The following is a 20020-nucleotide window of genomic DNA, read 5'->3' as shown; positions in this document are numbered from 1 at the left end:
GTTATGATAAAACTTAAATATTTATTTGTATTATTTATTTTATCTTCTTGCTCAATATCTAAGGACTTGAGGGAAGAGAGAAAAACTTGGAAGTTTAATAGCTGGAAAACAGAATATAAAGACCGAGCTCTTTGTTTATGTATTTTAAAAGGATATGAAAATAAAGAAATTGAACGCTCACTATGGAAAAATGATCACTCATTTTACAATCCTCTTGCAATAGCAGTTTTTGATAAGTCATTAAAACCAATAATTGATAAGCAGGTTCAAAAGATAAGATTAGATTCTAGTAATTCAATTAATTCTTACCCTGAAGACCTGAAAATAATGTATCAAAAAAGACAAGTATTTAATATTTGTATTGATTTTTATAAAAGTAAAGAGTTAGATAATTTAGCAGAAAAAGAAAAAAAGAATTGGAATAAAATTCCTAATATTCTTGATAAAATACACGAAGAAATTCCAACTTATTAAAATATCATATTAAAACTGCAGAGCAAACCTACGGTTTAACGTTTAACAGAAATAATGAAAAAAATAATAACATTTATTAGTCTACTTATAATTTCTATTTTTAATGCACAAACATATACTTTTGATTACGCATTAAAAATAGAAGGTGTAGATAAAAGATCAAAAGAAAGTGTAGGAAATTCTGTACTGATGATTAATTCTCAAGACTCGTCTTATGACATAAAGATTTGGGATAATATAGGTGGAACTTTATCGAAACATCTTCTAAGTACAGTTTACAATTTTCGCGTGATCAAGAAAAATAATGCCGTCGACTATTCGTTTACCGGTTCATTAACATATAATCCTGTAGAAGAAATAAAAATTGACCATATCATTGTTGAAAAAATTGAAGAAGAAAAATATATATTGAAAACCTTCAAGAATGCTAAAAGCAGAAATGCAGATTTAGAAATGATTATCACATTAAAGCCTGCGGACTTAGATTTAATTCGCTTTTATTGTTTAGATCTTAATTACAATATTCAAACTACAATTAAAAATGCTTTAGAAAATAAGTTAGGAAACAATCTGAATTATTATATCTCAGAATATACAATTAAAGATAATCAAGGATTCTTTGGTCATTACCAAGTGGCAAAAATCGAAAAGATCAATTTAGAAGTTATTAATCCATTAGAGTAAAGTACATGAAATCTAATGCTAATATTTAGATTATCTAGGCATTACAACAAATCCCTCATAAGCATTATCAAAAAAGCTGGTGTACACTTCAACAAATGCACACCAGCTTTTAAAAAATACAGGCCTGCAATTTTAAAAAGCACGCCTGTATTTTATTTTTGCTTACTTAGCTTTTTCAAATTTAACGATAGCAAGCATTTCCTTAAGATCTATTCCGGGGCGGAAAGATATTTTTGCACTTTTGATCAATGAAGAATTAAACTTTGCAGAAATCTCTGCACCTTCACTGCTCAATCTCAAACTAAAAGATCCGAAGTCTCCAAATCTTACGATCCTTCCCTCCGAAAGATGCTTGGCAAGCGCTTTACTCAGGTCGTTCAGCACGGCTAAAACATCTGTATCACTTACTGTTGTAGAGCCGGCTGAAATCTCCTTACTCAGGCCGCGGAAGGTAACTTCACCTGTAGATTTTGCATTAGCATAGAATTTTTTAGGGACAGACTGATCTGCCGGATTTCCTTTTTCGCTTATTGAATATTGTACTGGCATATTAATGTGTTTTTTTTGGTTAATATTGTCAAATATACTGTTTTTAACGATATGTGTTATTTTTTTTATAACAATTTCTTATTACTTAGAAATATATTCGTAAAAACATTAAATTATATAAATATTGAAAAGACAGCGTAAAAAAAGCGGTTACTGTAAACCGCTTTTTATTTTAATTCTTTTTTCATCATTATATCCATCTGTTCTTCATTACCAAATTTGAAAATATGCTTATCAAATTCCACAAAACCATTCTTCCTGTAAAACTGAATGGCTCTCGGATTTTTTTCCCAGACACCCAGCCAGACGTATTGTAAGTTCTTTTCTTTGGCAATTTCTAAGGCTTTATCATAAAGAATTTGTCCGACCTTTTTTCCGTGAAAATCTTTTGAGACATAAATTCTTTCAATTTCAAGGGAACTGTTGTCTTGTAATTCGGTTTGTGCTTTTCCTGTATTTACTTTTAAATAGCCGATCACTTTATCTTCTGCAAGAGCGAAATAAAATTCCGAATCATCATTCTGAATTTCTGAAGTCAGCTTTTCTATGGTAAAACCTTCAGTCATGTATTTTTCCATATTCTCTTCGGTGTTTTGTGAAGAGAATGTATCGAAAAACGTTTGTTTCGCAATGTGCTGTAATTGCTCTGCATCATCGATGCCGATTCTTTTAAGTACAATATTTTCCATTGATTATGATATTAAATTACAGTAGTTTTTATTATTAAACCATGAAGGAAATGAGGAGATTAAGTTTGATTAAGATTTAAAATAAATTTAAATAAAGCAGCATGCTCCTTTTCTAAACGCAAAGCTAAACAAGGAGGTTTTATTGATTTATTATTTAAAGTTAAACAAAGGCGTTACACTTAACAATGAAATACTATTTTGTTTACTTTCATAAACATAAACTTGTTCTTAAAATTTCTTAATAACTTAAATCACTTAATGGTTTAATTATTTATCCGTTTTTAATTCTTTTTGCAGACATATTTAAAAATCGTTTAACCAAAAAGAATGCAGAGATCGTAAGTCCCAATCCTAAAGCGATCCACATTCCGAAAGCGCCCATTTCCAGTGTTACACAAAGGAAATAACCTAAAGGAATGGTAATAATCCAATAGGCAACGAAGGTATAAATAGAAGGTATTTTCACATCCTGCAATCCTCTGAGAATTCCCAGCGCCGTTACCTGAATTCCGTCCGACAACTGAAATAAAGCAGCAATAATCATCAGTTTTGAAGCTAAGCTTATCACCTCGATCTCTTCAGGTCTTGTGAAAAATCTGGGAAGGATGTTTCTGCCCAAAACAAAAAGCAATCCGCAGATACACATGAAAATAAAGGCAATTTTTAGGTTGTTGATTCCTACTTTCCGCAATTCTATAAAGTTCTGCTCACCCAGCTTTCTGCCAATCATCACTGTTGAAGCCACACTGAAACCGATACATAAATTAAAGGTAAATGACGCCATGCTCAATGCAATCTGATGCGACGCAATGTCGTGCGAAGAGATCAATCCGCAAATGAAGGCTGCACCCGCAAAAGCAGTCACCTCAAAAAACATCTGCAATGCGGTAGGCAAACCTATTTTTATCATTTTATCAAACATCTTCTTTTTGAGAACCTGTGCTTTTAAAGAAAAATCTTTGATGTATTGTCTTGTTTTTTTCTCTTTCAACAAAACATAATACAGAAAAACAACCATGAAAACTCTTGCAATCAGGCTTGCTAAAGCAGAACCTTTGACGCCCATTTCAGGAAATATCCAAAGTCCTTTGATCAAAACATAATTTAAAACAATATTAATAATGTTTGCAATAATGGTCGCTTTTGTAACGCCGATCGTATAGGAAAGGCCTTCCGAAACTTCTCTCAAAGTCTGAAATGCCATAAACGGGACAATGCTGATCCCCATGATCCAAAGGAAATCTACCGTATCAGGAATGATTTTTTCCGGCTGTCCCGAATGATAGAGTAGCGGAAGGCCCAAAAGCAAGACCGCCATCAGAATTATCCCCACAGACATATTGATGATAAAACCGTGACTGAAAACAGAATTGATCGTTACATGGTCATTCTGAGAATGCGCTTCCGAAACCAAAGGCGGAATGGCAAAAGAAAAGCCCAGCGCCAAAACAAACATCGAAACAAATACTCCGTTTCCTAAAGACACCGACGCCAAGGCATCAGCACCAAGCAATTGACCAACAATAATATTGTCAAATAAATTCACAGAAACCTGCCCAACCTGTGTAAGCATCACGGGAAGTGCCAGCGTTAAGGCTTCTTTCGTATAGTTTTTATGTAAAAAATTCATAACAGTTCAAAAAAAAAATTTGCAGCATAATTACCGCAAATTTTTATAATGTATTTTAATTAATAATTAAATTATTTCCTTACAAAACTTGCAACATCCTCTTCGGAAACCGTAGCTCCTCCAAGAATAATTAATCTTTCAACAACATTTCTCAGTTCCCTGATATTCCCTGTCCACGAAAGGGCTTTTAAAGCTTCAATGGCCGTATCGTCAAACTTCTTTAAAGCAGTTCCGTGCTCATCAGAAATCAATCCTGCAAAATGTTCTACCAAAAGCTTGATGTCTTCTTTTCTTTCATCCAACGGCGGAACATAAATCTCGATCACCGACAATCTGTGGTACAAATCTTCTCTGAATCTTCCGGCTTCAATTTCTTTAGCCATATTTTTGTTGGTCGCTGCCAAAACTCTCACGTCCACCTTTATTTCTTTATCGCTTCCAACAGGGGAAACCTTGCTTTCCTGAAGTGCTCTCAAAACTTTTGCCTGCGCAATAAGGCTCATGTCACCAATTTCGTCAAGGAAAATAGTTCCGCCATTGGCCTGCTCAAATTTCCCCTGCTTATCTTTTATAGCACCCGTAAATGATCCTTTTACATGGCCGAAAAGTTCAGATTCAATCAATTCGGAAGGAATAGCTGCACAGTTTACTTCCACCATCGGACCTCTTGCTCTTTCACTTAAATTATGAATTGCATGAGCCACAAGCTCTTTACCTGCACCATTGGGTCCTGTAATCAATACTCTCGCATCCGAAACAGAAACCTTTTCTATCATATCCTGAATTTTTTTCAGAGCAGCAGATTCACCAATCATCTGGTATTTTTTGCTTACTTTTCTTTTCAGGGTTTTATTTTCGGTCTGAAGATTTTTATTTTCTTTCTTTAAAGTTTCTTTAACTAAAGCATTTTTTACACTCGTGATCAATCGATTGATGTCAATTGGTTTTGAGATAAAATCGTAGGCTCCGTCTTTTAGACAAGCTACCGCAGAATCAATATCGGCATGGCCGGAAATCATAATAAAAGTAGACTCAGGTTTCAGTGACAAGCTTTGTTTCAGGAGTTCGGTTCCGGAAAGTTTAGGCATTTTGATATCTGAAATCACCAGCGCAAAGTCTTCTTTTTCAATAAGTTTATAGCCTTCCAGGCCGTCTTCGGCAATTACAAATTCATAATCGGTAAGTTCCTCCGAAAGAATACTTTGAAGTACTCCGGAAATTGCTTTTTCGTCTTCTACGATAAGGATTTTTTGCATAGTTGCAAATTTAGTTAATTTTGCTTGATTTGTAACAAAAAGTATTCCTAAAAATGCTATTTTGAATAATCTCTTTTGCCAAAAATAGCCGATCCTATACGCACAGAATTGGCACCGCATTCAATGGCAGCCGCAAAATCGTCGCTCATACCCATCGATAAGATTCTCAAAGGCTTTGTTTGGCTAAAATTATCGAAAAGAGTTTTTAATGTTCTGAATTCTTTTTCCACCTGTTCTTTATTATCTGTAAACGTTGCCATTCCCATTAATCCGGCTAATTCGACATTCGGAAAGTCACCATTTTTAAGTTTATCGAAAAGGTATTCAGCATCTTTGATTTCAAGACCAAATTTACTTTCTTCTTCAGCAATTTTCACCTGTAGCAAAACTTTAATCGTTCGGTTGTGCTTAGCGGCTTCTTTGTTGATTTCGGACAATAATTTTTCAGATTCCACACTTTGAATCGTATCAATAAATTCTGCTATATATTTTACTTTATTGGTTTGCAAATGACCGATCAAATGCCATTGAATATCTCTCGGAAGGAGCGGATGTTTTTCCATCAATTCCTGCACTTTATTTTCTCCGAAAACTCTCTGTCCCAAATCATAAACCTCCTGAATTGCTGAAACCGGATGTGTTTTGGAAACCGCAACCAGTTGTACATTTTCCGGAAGCTGGCTTTTTATATTGCTGTAATTTCCTTGAATACTCATCTTGCAAATTTCTGAATTTTTAAAGCAAAAAACTAATGAAAGATAAATTTAATGGAGTGGTTTCGCATAAAGATTGTCATTGCGAGCGAAGCGAAGCAATCTCTGACTTAAATAAACTAAACAATTCTTAATGTTTAAAATTAACCATTAGTTATAATAAAAAATTTAAGAATATTAAGATACTTGCGTGTTTAGAGAGTAACTCTTGAAGATTTACTCCAAAACTTCCTTTAAATATAAAGAGTTTTTAATAGCAGCAGTTCCCCAAGTATTATTAAAAAATATAAAAGTTTTCTTTTGAGAATTCTTAATTTCTTCAGCGATTTCATCAAGAAAATCTTTCGGATATTCTGATTTGTAAAGAACAGGCTTTCCGTGAAGTCGGTAATAAATAATTTCAGGATGATTCACAATTACCTCTTCAGGCAGATTTCCGGGAAAACTGACGCCTGAAAAAACAATGTTGTTTTCTTGAAGAAACTTAAAAATTTCATCAGTCCACCAAGAATCATGACGAAATTCAATGACATTTAAAAAATTAAAATCGAGATTATCAAGAATCAAACTGCTATTTTCAGAAGTATTTTTAAAAGAAGGCGGAAATTGGTATAAAAACCCTGAAAATTTTTCTTTTAAATTAATCTTAATATGATTGCAGAATTCTGAAATTTCTTCTTTGCAGTCTTTCAGCCTTTTTTCATGAGAAATTGTCTTTGGAATTTTAATAAAAAATCTAAACTCGTCAGGCGTTTCATCAAACCATCTTATTAACGTTTTTGCGGTCGGTTTTCTGTAAAAAGTAGAATTAATCTCAACCGAATTGTATGTCTGAGAATATAATGTAAGAAAGTCTTTAGCTTTAGCATCTTCAGAATATAATGACCCTTTCCAGTCATTATTGTAAAAACCCGAGCACCCGATATAAAGATTTTCTTTTTCCATGTTTTTATATTTTTCTCGCAGATATTGATTTTCTAAATTAAAATATGACCATCTGCTAAATCAGCTCAATCTGCAAGAGAAATTAAAGTTTATTTAATATTCAAATCCACAGAATTCAGGCGTAATGAATTTAAAATCACAGATAAAGAACTGAAGCTCATCGCCGCTGCAGCAATCATTGGTGATAATAAAATTCCAAAAAACGGATACAATAATCCTGCCGCGACCGGAACTCCTAAAACATTGTAAATAAATGCAAAAAACAGATTTTCTTTAATGTTTCTCAAAAGCTTTTCACTTAACAATTTTGCTTGTGCAACACCTAAAATATCTCCTTTTAATAGTGTGATTTCTGCGCTTTCAATCGCAACATCAGTTCCGGTTCCCATTGCAATTCCGATATTGGCTTGAGCAAGAGCAGGGGAGTCGTTGATTCCGTCGCCGGTCATTGCAACAATTTTTCCTTCTTTCTGAAGTTTTTTCACTTCGTTTAATTTATCTTCAGGAAGACAGTTTGCTTTAAAATGTTTTATACCTAATTCTTCTGCAACTGCTTTTGCGGTATATTCGTTGTCGCCGGTCATCATCATTACATCAATGCCTTCATCCATTAACTGCTTGATCGCTTTTTTGGAACTTTCCTTTATTTTATCCGTAAAACTGATGAATCCTAAAACTTTATTTTCCTGAGCAACATAAGAAATTGTATGCGCTTTTGACTGAACTTCAACAGCTTTTTGTTTTAAATTTTCGGGAATTGAAATTTGATTTGTAGTTAATAGGCTTTCGTTTCCTAAATAAGTAGTTTTTCCGTTGATATTTCCTTTTACTCCTTTTCCTGAAATATTCTCAAATTGTTCTACTTTTTCAGTTGAAATATTTTCTTCTTTTGCTTTTTTGATAGCAGCATTTGACAACGGATGCTCAGAATTCTGATTTAACGAAAAAGCTAATTTTAAGACTAAATCTTGATTATTATTTACCGTTTCAATATGTTCCACCGAAGGTTTTCCTTCTGTCAAAGTCCCTGTTTTGTCGGTAATTAGAACGTTTACTTTATTCATTTGTTCAAGAGCTTCGGCGTTTTTAATCAGGATTCCGCTTTTTGCCCCTTTCCCGATTCCGACCATCAAAGACATTGGAGTTGCCAAGCCTAAAGCGCACGGACAAGCCACAATTAAAACCGCAACAGCGTTCACAAAAGCAAACAGACTTTTTTGACCTTCAGGACCAAAAAGCTGCCACAAAATAAAAGTCAAAACAGCAATTAAAATAACAGCCGGAACGAAGATTTTTGCAACTTTATCCGTTAATTTCTGAATCGGAGCTTTGCTTCGGCTGGCTTCATTTACCATTCTAATGATTTGAGAAAGCAATGTTTCGTCACCCACTTTTTCAGCTTTCATGATAAAAACCTGATTTCCATTGATCGTTCCCGACGAAACTTTATCATCAATGCTTTTTTCCACAGGAATCGGCTCGCCCGTGATCATACTTTCATCAACAATTGAATTTCCTTCGGTGAGTTTTCCGTCTACGGGAATTTTTTCGCCTGGTTTTACTTTTAATAAATCACCAATTTTCACTTGCGAAAGAAGGACTTTTTTTTCCTCGCCATTCACCATAAGATTGGCTTCGTCCGGAGAAAGATTCATCAATTCTCTGATTGCATTTCCTGTTTTCTTATGAGCTGCAGCTTCCATTAACTGGCCTAAAATAACAAGCGTTAAAATCACACAAACCGCTTCAAAATACAGCGGAATCTCATGATTGTGTCCTCGAATTTCGTGCGGAACAATATCCGGGAAAATCAAGGCAACAATACTGAAAATAAATGCTGCAGTAACACCTAAAGCAATAAGACTGAACATATTAAGATTCCATGTTTTAAAAGAAATCCAGCCTCTTTTCATTAAAAACCAACCAGAATAAAATAAAACAGGAAGCGTTAAAATCAGCTCAAAAATTCCCTGAATATTATGAGGAAAAGGAAATTCAAAAAACATTCCGCCCATCGAAAGAATGAAAACAGGAATCGTAAAAGCCAATGAAATAATGAATTTTCGCTTTAAAATAGTGTAAGTTTCATCTTCTTCTTCGTATTTGTCAGGCATTCTTACCAAATCCATTCCGCAGATCGGACAATCTCCGGGTTCATCTTTGATGATTTCAGAATGCATCGGACAAGTATATTTTGCAGTTTTCTTTTCGGGATATTTTACAAGATCCATTCCGCAAACCGGGCAGCCAACATTGCTGTCGTATACTTTGTCACCTTCGCAGAACATCGGACAATAATATTTTCCTGCCATTTCATCTGTAACTTTTGGAGTTTCGTGATGATGATGAGCGTGATTGTGAGAATGGCTGTGCGAAATCGTATTTTGGGCCAAACCTTCAGTTATTTCTTCCAAATGCATGTGGCAAACAGGGCAATCGCCTTTATCGTCATAGACTTTATCGCCTTCGCAGAACATCGGGCAATAATATTTTCCTACATTATCTTTAAAATTTTCAGGTAAATTAGTGGAAGAAAATACAGGTTTATGATTCGGATCTTTTGCTAATTTTTCTTCAATCGGAACCAGATACATATTACAAACCGGGCATCTTTCACCTTGCTTGAAATAGACTTTGTCGCCTTCACATTCCATCGGACAGTAATAAACTGACGACGCAGAAATGCGGTCTTGTGGCTTTACGAAAGCTTTTTCAGGATTGTTTGGGTCTTCAAGTTTGTATTTTCCAATTTCTTCTAAAGCTTTATTTAAAGTGTTTAGATTTATTTCTTTATCGGAAGTGACGGTTGCGGTATTGGTTTCAAGATTTACATCGGCTTTAATGCCTTCCAGACTATTTAGTTTTTCTGAAATTTTTCTCTGACAGCCAGAGCATGTCATTCCAAGAATTTTATATTGCTGTTCCATGATTCTTTAATTTATGGTACAAATTTCCAAAATACAAATAGAAGCTTGTTATAAATTTAAGGATAATGTTTATAGAATTTTGTCTCGGATTTGGAGGAAATGTTATAAAATTGAAGAAACGAAGAGTTTTGATGAATATTTAAACACATTAATTTACAATTTTAAAAACCTCAAACATGATCGAGCGGCTTTCTTTTATTGACTTCGAGCTTTTTAAATTCGGTAGGAGTGTAGCCTGTGCTGTTTTTGAATTGTGACGAAAGATGCTGCACACTTTTATAACCCATGTGAATTGCAATTTCGGTCAAAGTAAAATCATTATTAAAAAGAAGTTCTTTTACTTTTTCAATTTTTTGGAGAATATAATATTGTTCTAAAGTCATATTTTCATTCTGTGAAAAAGCTTTAGATAACGCGCTGTAATCTTTGTGTAATGCATTACTTAGAAAATTCGACAGCAAAAAATTTTCGTCTGTTTCTAAGCGTCCGATCTTTAAAATAATAAGGTTTTTAATACTTTCTATAAGCTGCTGAGAAGAACTTTTGATAATTTCAAAGCCAATTTCTTCAAGCATTTTTTCAATATTGTGAAGATTATTTTCTGAAAGTTCAGATTCAGTTTCCACTTCGCCAAGGCGAATTGATTTTACTTTTACACCTTCTTTTTCAAAAATTGCAAGAACGGCAGAAATGCAGCGTTCACAAACCATATTTTTTATAAAAATTTTCATAATTGACTGTTTAATCTGTCTTTTACGAATTCTACTTTTGTTTTTCCGTGTGGCGCAGGATTTCCGTTTTCATCTAAATTTACCATTACGATTTTATCAACCGTAATGATTGTTTGATGCGTCATTTTATTTCTCACATCACATTTTAAAGTGAGAGAAGTTGAGCCAAATGCAGAAACTTCAATGCCGATTTCAATAATATCTCCTTGTTTTGCAGAGCTTACAAAATTGATTTCGGAAATAAATTTTGTAACCACTTTTTTATTTTCCAACTGAATTACAGCATATAAAGCTGCTTCTTCATCAATCCATTGTAATAATTTTCCTCCGAAAAGTGATTGATTGGGATTTAAATCTTCAGGTTTTACCCATTTTCTGGTATGATAATTCATCTTTTGATAGTTTGAAGAAACAAATTTAACTTTAATTTTCGGGTTGATCAACGAAATTGCATTTACTGATCAGAAATGAATCATTTAGATTCTCAATTGGCTTTTTTAGAACGGATTGCTTTTACTTTAGTTATTGATTTATCATTTAATAATGTTTTATATTCTTCGCTTTCCAAAGGATAAATCGCAATTTTACCTTCCAGATTATGATGAAACCCAAAGCCATATCTTTTTGCCAAAGGTGACGACCGGAGACACGGTCGACCTTTTGAAAATAGTTTTAGCTTTTCTTCTTCTTTTTCACTTTCAGGAATATCATTTTTAATGGCGTAACATTCAAATAAAAGTTCGTCAGAAGTATATTGATATGGTTTTTCTGTTAAATATTCAAACTGTAGTTTTGCTAAACTTTTTACTTTCTTTTCTGGCGGTATTTCACCTTGAGAAATTGGGCAGTCTTCAGCCGCTTCAATGAAAGTATTGATGAAATTTGTGGTATGTTGTTTCATAATTAATAATTTTTAGCAATTTAATAATATTAATTGGATTGCTAATTGACGTGATTATGTTATGTAAAATATTGATTAATAACACGATATAAAATACAATGTTTCTTTTGTATGTTAAATTTTCTTTAATTACCGAAATACTTATAAAAAAGCTTTGATTTATTTATTTTAATTGTATCTTGCAACTGTTTATATTTGGAATCAATATTATGTTCATTATTATGTTGTTTTTCTTATATACCAAGTTTTATATATTAATTTTTAATTTTTTTTTAAAATGAACATTTTTGTTTCAAACATCAATTACGCAACTAAAGAATATGAGTTGCACGATTTATTCGCAGAATTTGGCGATGTATCATCTGCTAAAATTGTAACAGACAGAGAAACTGGCCGTTCAAGAGGTTTTGGTTTCGTAGAAATGGGTGATGAAGAAGGAAATCAAGCTATTGAAGCTCTTAACCAAAAAGAATTCAACGGAAAAGTACTTAACGTATCTGAGGCTAAGCCAAGAGAAGAAAAACCAAGAAGAAGTTTTGACAATAACAGAAGCGGAGGTGGAAGTTATGGTAACAATCGTGGAGGAGGTAACTCTGGAAACGGTGGTGGTTACGGAAACAACAACCGTGGAGGTAACGGCGGTGGAAACCGTTGGTAAAAAAAATAGAAGCGGCTTTTAAGCCGCTTTTTTTATGTCTTTATTTTTCTTTTATCAGCAAAAATGCATGATCGTAATAAATATTTTCTTGATTACGAGCACTTTTCTCCTTTATCAAACTTTTAAAGATTACTTTAAGCTGATATTTCCCAAGCTCTTTTTCAAAAGCTATTTCCGGAAGATTTACATTTCCTGTTTTATATTTGTGCTGGTTTAGCAGATTATTGATTTCATTGGTAAAATCAACTTCTTCGTTGTTGTTTAAAGTTATCTTTAAAACTGAATCATCAGATTTTTCTATAATACGAAAAAGATCACCATTGATTTGTTTTTCACTGTCATTATTGAAAGAATCTAAATCAAAAAGGTATTGATAACCATTTATATCAATAAATTTTTTCTCAGACATCAAAGCAAGCCTGTAAAAATCAGTGGATTTTGTCTTATTCACATTTTCAAACATATTTCTGATATTGCTACTATATATCCAAAAGTTCTTTTCGTCGACATATTTTTTTTGACTTTTAGAATCAACAAGCTTTAAAAGGAAATCTGTTTGTTCTCTTTTTGCCAAAAATTCAAACTTATTGGCTATTTCATTCACAACGGTATCATTGACTTTTTTCTGGAAATTTATTTTGTTATTTACCAAAAGCTGGTTTTCACTCAAAACTTTTAAAAGCTCAGCCTTTTGACTTCTTTTTGAAACACTGAAAGAATTGAAATAAGGAAAAACCAAAGCGAAAAATCCAAATAAAAACAAGCTTATCGGAATAAACTTAATATTTGATTTTTTATTAAAAATGAAATAAAACACAATACACAAAATCCACAAAGCAAGAAGAAGTACAAAATATCTCGGTTCTGTATAACCGTATTCTAAAATTCTCGTAAAAATTGCCGTGAAAAGCAAGATAATCAAAGGTACAATCGTATAATAAAAAAGCTTTGAAAACATCCGAACCCAAGATTTGGTGTAATCTTCTTTTAATGGATGCACAAGAAGTAACGCAAGGATCCCTACAATGCTGTACGCTAAAATAAGATAAGAAACCCAGCCTCTCGGAAGCTCCCAATTGATAAGTATTTTAAATGAATAAAAATACAAAATCACCACATAAATAAGAAGCAACGGAATAAGGATAAATTGTGTAAAAAACTTTAAAATGACCGGATATTCATCGTTTTTTTCGATATGACTTAATCCTTTTCCATTAAATAAAAGAAATACAAGCACACTTCCGAAAATCATCATAACGTACAACGTTTCGATATAAATTTTCTCGCCAAAATTGAAATCAAAAAGCTGATCAACCGCCACAATAGCAAGTTCGACACCTCCCGTAAGCACTCCTGTGAAAATTCCTGTAAGAACAATATTCACAAATAGATTTTTGTTGTATTGCCAAAAGCTGTGTTCTTTCTCTTTTTCTAAAAACGGAGCAAATGAAACCAGCAAATGACTTAATATCGCCGTAACTATTATAATGTAAGCATAAACTTCATTAAAATTTTCTTCCTTTTCAGGAAAAATAAAATAAAAAGCGATAAGAAATAAAACGCCTCCCGTTTCGTAAAATTCGGATCTTCCAATTCTCTGTGAAAGCATCTTCATCGCAAACATCAGAGAAATACCCAAACAACAGCAAATGGTAAATTTAGAATAAATGTAAAAAAGTGCTTTATGATTGTTGTATTCAAACATAAGAATAGCGCCGGCTGATGCCAGTATTGCCATTACTAAAACAAGCGGATAACGGGAAATCACTTCTTTTACCCGACTCATTGTTTCTCTAAATTTTTCTTTCATGATAAGTGTTTTATTTATGTTATTCTTTTTCCTTCTTTTTCTTTTTTTTCTTGTCTTTTGCTTTCTTATTCTTTTTAGGATTTAAGATTTCTTCGGCATACTCAAGCTTTGGAGCTTTTATTTTCACAGGCTTCATTTCAATTTTCAGATCAAAATAAGCTCGCAAATCGTCTTGTGTAATTAAATTTTCATTAAACAAAAACTCCAAAATTTCTTTTCCTGAATCATTGAAAAAGTTGCGCGACATTTCTCTTAATAAAAACTTTTTATAATCTCCAAAAGGAACGATCACGCTGTATTTAAAAATTCTTCCTTCCTTTTCGGTAGATAAATATCCTTTTTCAACAAGTATTTTCAAGTAAGTAGAAACTGTATTTTGGTGGGGTTTCGGCTCCGGATGCTTTTCCATAACATCTTTTAGATAAAAGGAATTAAGATCCCAAAAAAGCTTCATAAGATTTTCTTCTGCTGACGTAAGATGATTTATTTTCATATTAAAGTTTAAATTTTAAGAAATAAGGAAAAATTTAAAAATGCCTTATTTAATTGTAGTTTCCACAGGAATCACTTCGGTGGGTAAATCGTTGCGTTGATACTTATTATTGCAATAAAGATAAATAAAAGAAACCAAAAAAGCGATGCCGGCACCCATAAATACTTCTTTTACAGTATGTCGTTTTAAAATAACCCGGGTTACGCCCACCAAAAATGCAATTGCGAGCCATGCAAATCCGACTTCCGTGTCAAACGCAAAGAACAATGCAGCCACAAAAACATTGAAAGCGGTATGCATTGAGCTTTTTATATACAAATTGCTGTATTGTAACGAAAAAAGAAGAATAAGGATAAACAACATTACAAAGTCGATGAATCCGTTTTTAATGTAATTGAATGTAAGATAAGATACGATACAGATCGCAACAAAAATGTATAATGTTTTCCGTTGAACCCTGTTTGATACATCCATATTTGTGTAACGGCCTGTTTTTACATTCCAGACAATCCATATTATTATTGGAAGAATTGTAATCAACAAAATTGGTAAAAAGTGTGTGAAAGCTTCTTTAAAGGTATAATTCTGAATACTGAAATAAACAAAATAAATAAACAGAGAAACTAAAGGATTGAAAAAATCTGAGATAATTCTGGAAATAATTTGTAAAAAAGATGTCTTATTTTCTTCCATGTTCAAGTTTGTGATGTAAATATAACATTATAACTAAAAAACTATTGACTGGTATACAATAAAAACGAAGTTTTTTTTATAATTTTGCTCAACTATTTTCATCATAAATAAGCAAGAAGCTAGCACATGAAAGAATTTTCTAAAGAGGTATACCTGAAGTGGTATGAAGATATGACAATGTGGAGAAGGTTTGAAGACAAATGCCGTTCTCTTTATCTAAAGCAAAAAATCAGAGGGTTTTTACATTTGTACAACGGTCAGGAAGCTATTCCTGCAGGTTTTACGCATGCAATGGATTTAACAAAAGACAGCATGATTACCGCTTACAGATGCCACATTCATCCGATGGCGATGGGAGTAGATCCTAAAAGAATCATGGCAGAACTTTGTGGTAAAGCAACAGGTACATCCGGCGGTATGGGTGGTTCTATGCATATTTTCAGCAAAGAGCATCGTTTCTACGGAGGTCACGGTATTGTTGGTGGGCAAATTCCTTTAGGAGCAGGTATTGCTTTTGCAGACAAATATTTTGACAGAAAAGCAGTAAACATCTGTTTCTTTGGTGACGGAGCTGCAAGACAGGGTTCTCTTCACGAAACGTTCAACATGGCAATGAACTGGAAACTTCCGGTGGTATTTGTAGTTGAAAACAATCAATATGCAATGGGAACTTCTGTAAAAAGAACTGCCAATCACGAAGATATTTATAAATTAGGTTTAGGATACGAAATGCCTTGCCTTGCTATTGATGCAATGGATCCTGAAAAAGTAGCCGAAGCAGCTTACGAAGCTATCGAAAGGGCAAGAAGAGGAGACGGGCCAACTTTCATTGAAGCAAGAACTTATCGTTACAGAGGTCATTCAATGTCTGATGCTGAGCCTTACAGATCTAAGGATGAAGTTGCTATTGCAAAAAAAGATGATCCAATTGAATTAATCAAAGCGAGAATCTTAGAAAACAACTGGGCAACGGAAGAAGAATTGGAAGCTACAGATAACAAGTCAAGAGAATTTGTTGAAGAATGCATTGAGTTTATGGAAAACTCTCCGTATCCGACTGCAGACAAGATCTACGAATATGTGTATGCTCAGGAAAATTATCCGTTCTTAGATAAATTAGAAAACTAAAATCAACAATTAATTTGAAATTTGAAATTTGAAGTTCCAGAATCTCAAATATCGAATATCGAATCTCAAATCAATATAAATTATGGCAGAAGTAATTACAATGCCACGTCTTTCCGACACTATGACGGAAGGTAAAGTGGCGAAATGGCATAAAAAAACAGGAGATAAAGTAAAAGAAGGAGATATTTTAGCTGAAATTGAGACAGATAAAGCTGTTCAGGATTTCGAATCTGAAATTGAAGGTACTCTTTTATATATAGGTGTGGAAGAAGGTGCTGCTGCGGCAGTAGATTCTATTTTGGCAATTATTGGTGCTGAAGGAGAAGATATTTCTGCATTGAAAGGAGGAAGTGCTCCGGCATCTGAAGGCTCCGAAGAGAAAAAATCTGAAGATGAACCTAAAAGTGAAAGCAGTTCTGCAAATTCCGAAGAAACTTCATCTGAAGTTCCTGCCGGTGTAGAAGTGATTACAATGCCAAGACTTTCTGATACCATGACAGAAGGTAAAGTAGCTAAATGGCACAAAAACGTAGGTGATACAGTGAAAGAAGGTGATCTTCTTGCTGAAATCGAAACCGATAAAGCTGTTCAGGATTTTGAATCTGAATTTAATGGAGTACTATTAAAACAAGGCGTTGAAGAAGGAGGTGCTGCACCTGTAGATTCAATTTTGGCAATGATTGGCCCTGAAGGAACAGATGTTTCAGGAGTTGGAACTGCTAAGCCTGCTGCGAAATCTTCGGAAAAACCAGCTGAACAAAAATCTGAAAGCAAAGAAACTAAAACAGAAGAAAAGACTGCCGAACAAGCTGTAAGTTCTTCATCAACCGAAAGAGTGGCAATTTCTCCTTTAGCTAAAAAAATGGCTGAGGAAAAAGGAGTTGATATCCAGTCGGTTCAGGGTTCAGGAGAAAACGGAAGAATTGTAAAGAAAGATATTGAAAATTATCAGCCTTCACAAAAAGAATCTTCTGCTGCTTCAACTTCAAATGCTGCGGCAGCTCAGGTTGCTGTGAATTTTGTTCAAGGTGAAGATACCGAAACTCCAAATTCTCAGGTAAGAAATATTATCGCAAAACGTCTTGCTGAAAGTAAATTCTCTGCTCCTCACTATTATCTGATGGTTGAAATCAACATGGATAAAGCAATTGAAGCAAGAAAAGAAATCAACTCGTTACCGGATACTAAAATCTCTTTCAACGATATGATTATTAAAGCGACTGCTGTTGCTTTGAGAAAACATCCGCAGGTGAATTCAAGCTGGGCTGGTGATAAAGTGATTCACAGAGGAAATATCAATATTGGTGTAGCAGTTGCAATTCCTGATGGATTGGTGGTTCCTGTTTTGAAAAATACAGATCAGATGAATTACACCCAAATTTCTGCTGCTGTAAAAGATATGGCTGGAAGAGCGAAATCTAAAGGTCTTAAAGCAAACGAAATGGAAGGTTCTACATTCTCAATCTCAAACTTAGGAATGTTCGGAATTGAAACGTTTACAAGTATCATCAATCAACCAAATGCTGCAATCCTTTCTGTAGGTGCAATTATCGAAAAGCCAATCGTAAAGAACGGTCAGATCGTTGTAGGAAACATTATGAAGCTTTCATTGGCTTGTGACCACAGAGTTGTTGACGGCGCTACAGGAGCTCAGTTCTTACAAACATTAAAAACATATTTAGAAAGTCCTTTAACTTTGTTACTGTAATTTCTCAATATATTGAATATCAAAACCTCTCAATTCGAGAGGTTTTTTGTTTTAATTAATTATATTTAAAATAATTTAGATTTTAAAAAGTATGACTGAAAAAGAGAAAAGCCAAAAAGGTTTATTATACGACGCAAATTACGATGCTGAGCTGATTAATGAGCGTATTTTCTGCAAAGATCTTTGTACTGAATATAATCAGATTAAAAATTCAGAAATTGAAAAAAGAAAAGATTTAATTAAAAAGATCATTAAAAATTCAAAGCAAAACATCATTATAGAACCTTCATTTTGGTGTGATTACGGTTATAATATTGAGGCTGGTGAAAACTTTTATGCCAATCATAATCTTGTGATTTTAGATTGTGCAAAAGTTACTTTTGGAGACAATGTTTTTATCGGCCCAAATTGCAGTTTTTATACAGCAGGCCATCCGATTGATGTTGAGCAAAGGAACGCTGGTTTAGAATATGCACGTCCGATCATTGTTGGCGACAATGTTTGGTTTGGCGGAAATGTTGTTGTTTTACCGGGAATTACGATTGGTAACAATTCGGTGATCGGAGCAGGAAGTGTTGTCACAAAAGACATTCCGGACAATGTAGTCGCCGTTGGAAATCCTTGTAAAGTTGTTAAAAATATTGATCATTAAAAACCGGCGCGGAAACTTTGTTTCCGCGCCGGTTATATTCAAATTGTTTGTTAAACTATTAAACCAATTTCTGAGAATCTGCAACAAACTGAGCCAAGCCGTTGTCTGTCAATGGATGTTTCAATAAGCTCAAAATCGGAGGCAGCGGAGAAGTGATTACATCTGCACCAATTTTTGCACAATCGATAATATGCATCGAATGACGAATTGAAGCGGCTAAAATTTCAGTTTCGTACATATAATTATCAAAAATCAATCTGATTTCCTGAATCAGGTTGAGCCCGTCCGTTGAAATATCATCCAGTCTTCCCAAAAAAGGAGAAACGTAAGTCGCACCCGCTTTAGCAGCCAAAAGAGCTTGTCCGGCAGAGAAAATCAATGTACAATTGGTTTTGATTCCTTTGTCAGAAAAATATTTTAAAGCTTTGATTCCATCTTTAATCATCGGAATTTTCACTACGATATTCGGGTTTATTGCAGCCAATTCATCGCCTTCTTTGATCATTTCTTCATACGTTGTAGAAAGCACTTCCGCAGAAATATCGCCGTCTACAATTTCGCAAATTGCTTTATAATGGTTTCTGATTGCTTCAGCTCCACGGATTCCCTCTTTTGCCATTAATGTAGGATTGGTCGTTACGCCATCGAGGATTCCAAGATCTTTAGCTTCTTTAATTTGCTCTAAATTAGCGGTGTCAATAAAAAATTTCATTTGATATATAGATTTATTTTTGCAAAGATAATGATTACTTTGCGAGTGGAAAATTCACCGTTGTAATTTAATGATGCTATTTGAAATCTTAACAAGTAATCATTTAAAGAAAATTATTTACCATTAAGTTTTATTTAGTAATTTAAGAATATTAAGTTTTACTTAAATTTGTTATTCATGAAAAAGAACCATTTCACAGCTAAGCTTGAGATTATCGGCATCAATCCTTTTGTTTTTGTTCCTGAAAAAATTTTGGCGAATATTTTTGAAGCTGCAGGAAAAAATAAAAGCCCGATTCCGGTAAAAGGAACTGTAAATGGTAAAGAATTTAAGCAGAATTTGATGAAATATTTAGGTGAATGGAGATTGTATATAAATCTGACAATGCTGCAGGATTCTCCCAAAAGAATTGGCGAAATGATAGAAGTTTCAGTTGAATATGACAATGAAAACAGAAGTATTTCCATTCATCCGCAATTGGAAAAAGCAATTAAAGAAAATGATTTGGCTTGTAAAAATTTTGAAAATTTGATTCCTTCAAGAAAAAAAGAATTAATTCGTTATATCAATAATCTCAAAACCGAAGCAAGCATCAATAAAAATATCGAAAAAATCATCAATCATCTGAAAGGTGAAACAGATTTCTTCGGAAAGAAAATAAACTGAA

21 protein-coding genes are annotated in these 20020 nt (G+C 33.6%); 7 read left to right on the top strand and 14 right to left on the bottom strand.

Features of this window, described 5'->3' with window-relative positions; all coding sequences use genetic code 11:
• Positions 1-3 precede the first annotated feature (3 nt).
• Both AC6CHK_RS07470 and AC6CHK_RS07465 read left to right on the top strand, forming a co-directional pair.
• Positions 4-474 (top strand): hypothetical protein, encoded by a 471-nt coding sequence (locus AC6CHK_RS07470; protein WP_498095009.1) that lies wholly within the window; start codon positions 4-6, stop codon positions 472-474.
• Between the two features lie 54 nt (positions 475-528).
• Complete coding sequence (locus AC6CHK_RS07465) at positions 529-1158, top strand: hypothetical protein (protein WP_498095008.1); 630 nt, start codon at positions 529-531, stop codon at positions 1156-1158.
• A gap of 162 nt (positions 1159-1320) precedes the next feature.
• Here the strand turns inward: AC6CHK_RS07465 and AC6CHK_RS07460 are convergent, their stop codons facing one another.
• From AC6CHK_RS07460 to AC6CHK_RS07415, 10 genes are all read right to left on the bottom strand, one after another.
• Positions 1321-1707 (bottom strand): HU family DNA-binding protein, encoded by a 387-nt coding sequence (locus tag AC6CHK_RS07460; protein ID WP_498095007.1) that lies wholly within the window; start codon positions 1705-1707, stop codon positions 1321-1323.
• Positions 1708-1874: 167 nt separating this feature from the next.
• Positions 1875-2396, bottom strand: a complete 522-nt coding sequence (locus AC6CHK_RS07455) for a GNAT family N-acetyltransferase (protein ID WP_498095006.1) — start codon at positions 2394-2396, stop codon at positions 1875-1877.
• A 271-nt stretch (positions 2397-2667) separates the two neighbouring features.
• Positions 2668-4026, bottom strand: coding sequence for an MATE family efflux transporter (locus AC6CHK_RS07450; RefSeq protein WP_498095005.1), 1359 nt, complete (start codon positions 4024-4026; stop codon positions 2668-2670).
• 71 nt (positions 4027-4097) lie between these two features.
• Positions 4098-5282, bottom strand: coding sequence for a sigma-54-dependent transcriptional regulator (locus tag AC6CHK_RS07445; RefSeq protein WP_498095004.1), 1185 nt, complete (start codon positions 5280-5282; stop codon positions 4098-4100).
• A 56-nt stretch (positions 5283-5338) separates the two neighbouring features.
• The gene (locus tag AC6CHK_RS07440) at positions 5339-5998 is read right to left on the bottom strand and encodes a YggS family pyridoxal phosphate-dependent enzyme (RefSeq protein ID WP_498095003.1); all 660 of its coding nucleotides are present in this window, start codon (positions 5996-5998) and stop codon (positions 5339-5341) included.
• 213 nt (positions 5999-6211) lie between these two features.
• Positions 6212-6940 (bottom strand): DUF72 domain-containing protein, encoded by a 729-nt coding sequence (locus AC6CHK_RS07435; RefSeq protein WP_498095002.1) that lies wholly within the window; start codon positions 6938-6940, stop codon positions 6212-6214.
• 89 nt (positions 6941-7029) lie between these two features.
• A complete protein-coding gene (locus AC6CHK_RS07430; protein WP_498095001.1) occupies positions 7030-9867 on the bottom strand; it encodes a heavy metal translocating P-type ATPase in 2838 nt (945 codons plus the stop codon).
• 170 nt (positions 9868-10037) lie between these two features.
• Complete coding sequence (locus AC6CHK_RS07425) at positions 10038-10598, bottom strand: helix-turn-helix domain-containing protein (RefSeq protein WP_498095000.1); 561 nt, start codon at positions 10596-10598, stop codon at positions 10038-10040.
• On the bottom strand, positions 10595-10990 hold the full coding sequence (locus tag AC6CHK_RS07420) for an acyl-CoA thioesterase (protein WP_498094999.1): 396 nt from the start codon (positions 10988-10990) through the stop codon (positions 10595-10597). The genes AC6CHK_RS07425 and AC6CHK_RS07420 overlap by 4 nt, the downstream gene beginning before the upstream one ends.
• A gap of 92 nt (positions 10991-11082) precedes the next feature.
• Positions 11083-11499: a DUF6157 family protein gene (locus AC6CHK_RS07415; protein WP_498094998.1), complete on the bottom strand. Its 417-nt coding sequence runs from the start codon at positions 11497-11499 to the stop codon at positions 11083-11085.
• Between the two features lie 277 nt (positions 11500-11776).
• Between AC6CHK_RS07415 and rbp the strand changes: the two genes are divergently transcribed.
• Entirely contained in the window at positions 11777-12157 is a 381-nt protein-coding gene (gene rbp, locus AC6CHK_RS07410) for an RNA-binding regulator (protein WP_498094997.1), read from the top strand.
• Between the two features lie 40 nt (positions 12158-12197).
• Here rbp and AC6CHK_RS07405 read toward each other — a convergent pair whose 3' ends face one another.
• The 3 genes from AC6CHK_RS07405 to AC6CHK_RS07395 are packed head-to-tail and all read right to left on the bottom strand — an operon-like array spanning position 12198 to position 15153.
• Complete coding sequence (locus AC6CHK_RS07405) at positions 12198-13967, bottom strand: DUF4153 domain-containing protein (protein WP_498094996.1); 1770 nt, start codon at positions 13965-13967, stop codon at positions 12198-12200.
• 19 nt (positions 13968-13986) lie between these two features.
• Entirely contained in the window at positions 13987-14460 is a 474-nt protein-coding gene (locus AC6CHK_RS07400) for a BlaI/MecI/CopY family transcriptional regulator (protein WP_498094995.1), read from the bottom strand.
• A 45-nt stretch (positions 14461-14505) separates the two neighbouring features.
• A complete protein-coding gene (locus tag AC6CHK_RS07395) occupies positions 14506-15153 on the bottom strand; it encodes a phosphatase PAP2 family protein (RefSeq protein ID WP_498094994.1) in 648 nt (215 codons plus the stop codon).
• Between the two features lie 126 nt (positions 15154-15279).
• On the opposite strand from AC6CHK_RS07395, the gene pdhA reads away from it, so the two are divergent.
• The 3 genes from pdhA to AC6CHK_RS07380 all read left to right on the top strand — a co-directional run bounded on the left by pdhA (position 15280) and on the right by AC6CHK_RS07380 (position 18641).
• Entirely contained in the window at positions 15280-16281 is a 1002-nt protein-coding gene (pdhA, locus tag AC6CHK_RS07390) for a pyruvate dehydrogenase (acetyl-transferring) E1 component subunit alpha (protein ID WP_498094993.1), read from the top strand.
• A gap of 82 nt (positions 16282-16363) precedes the next feature.
• On the top strand, positions 16364-17989 hold the full coding sequence (locus tag AC6CHK_RS07385) for a dihydrolipoamide acetyltransferase family protein (protein ID WP_498094992.1): 1626 nt from the start codon (positions 16364-16366) through the stop codon (positions 17987-17989).
• A 91-nt stretch (positions 17990-18080) separates the two neighbouring features.
• Positions 18081-18641 (top strand): sugar O-acetyltransferase, encoded by a 561-nt coding sequence (locus AC6CHK_RS07380; protein WP_498094991.1) that lies wholly within the window; start codon positions 18081-18083, stop codon positions 18639-18641.
• Between the two features lie 58 nt (positions 18642-18699).
• On the opposite strand, the gene fsa is transcribed toward AC6CHK_RS07380, so the two are convergent.
• Positions 18700-19353 (bottom strand): fructose-6-phosphate aldolase, encoded by a 654-nt coding sequence (gene fsa / locus AC6CHK_RS07375; RefSeq protein WP_498094990.1) that lies wholly within the window; start codon positions 19351-19353, stop codon positions 18700-18702.
• Between the two features lie 177 nt (positions 19354-19530).
• Between fsa and AC6CHK_RS07370 the strand changes: the two genes are divergently transcribed.
• On the top strand, positions 19531-20019 hold the full coding sequence (locus AC6CHK_RS07370; protein WP_498094989.1) for a YdeI/OmpD-associated family protein: 489 nt from the start codon (positions 19531-19533) through the stop codon (positions 20017-20019).
• The last annotated feature ends 1 nt before the right edge of the window (position 20020 follow it).

It is taken from the genome of Chryseobacterium sp. GQ58, assembly GCF_059758895.1.
This window is presented reverse-complemented; position numbering and strand designations above follow the sequence as displayed.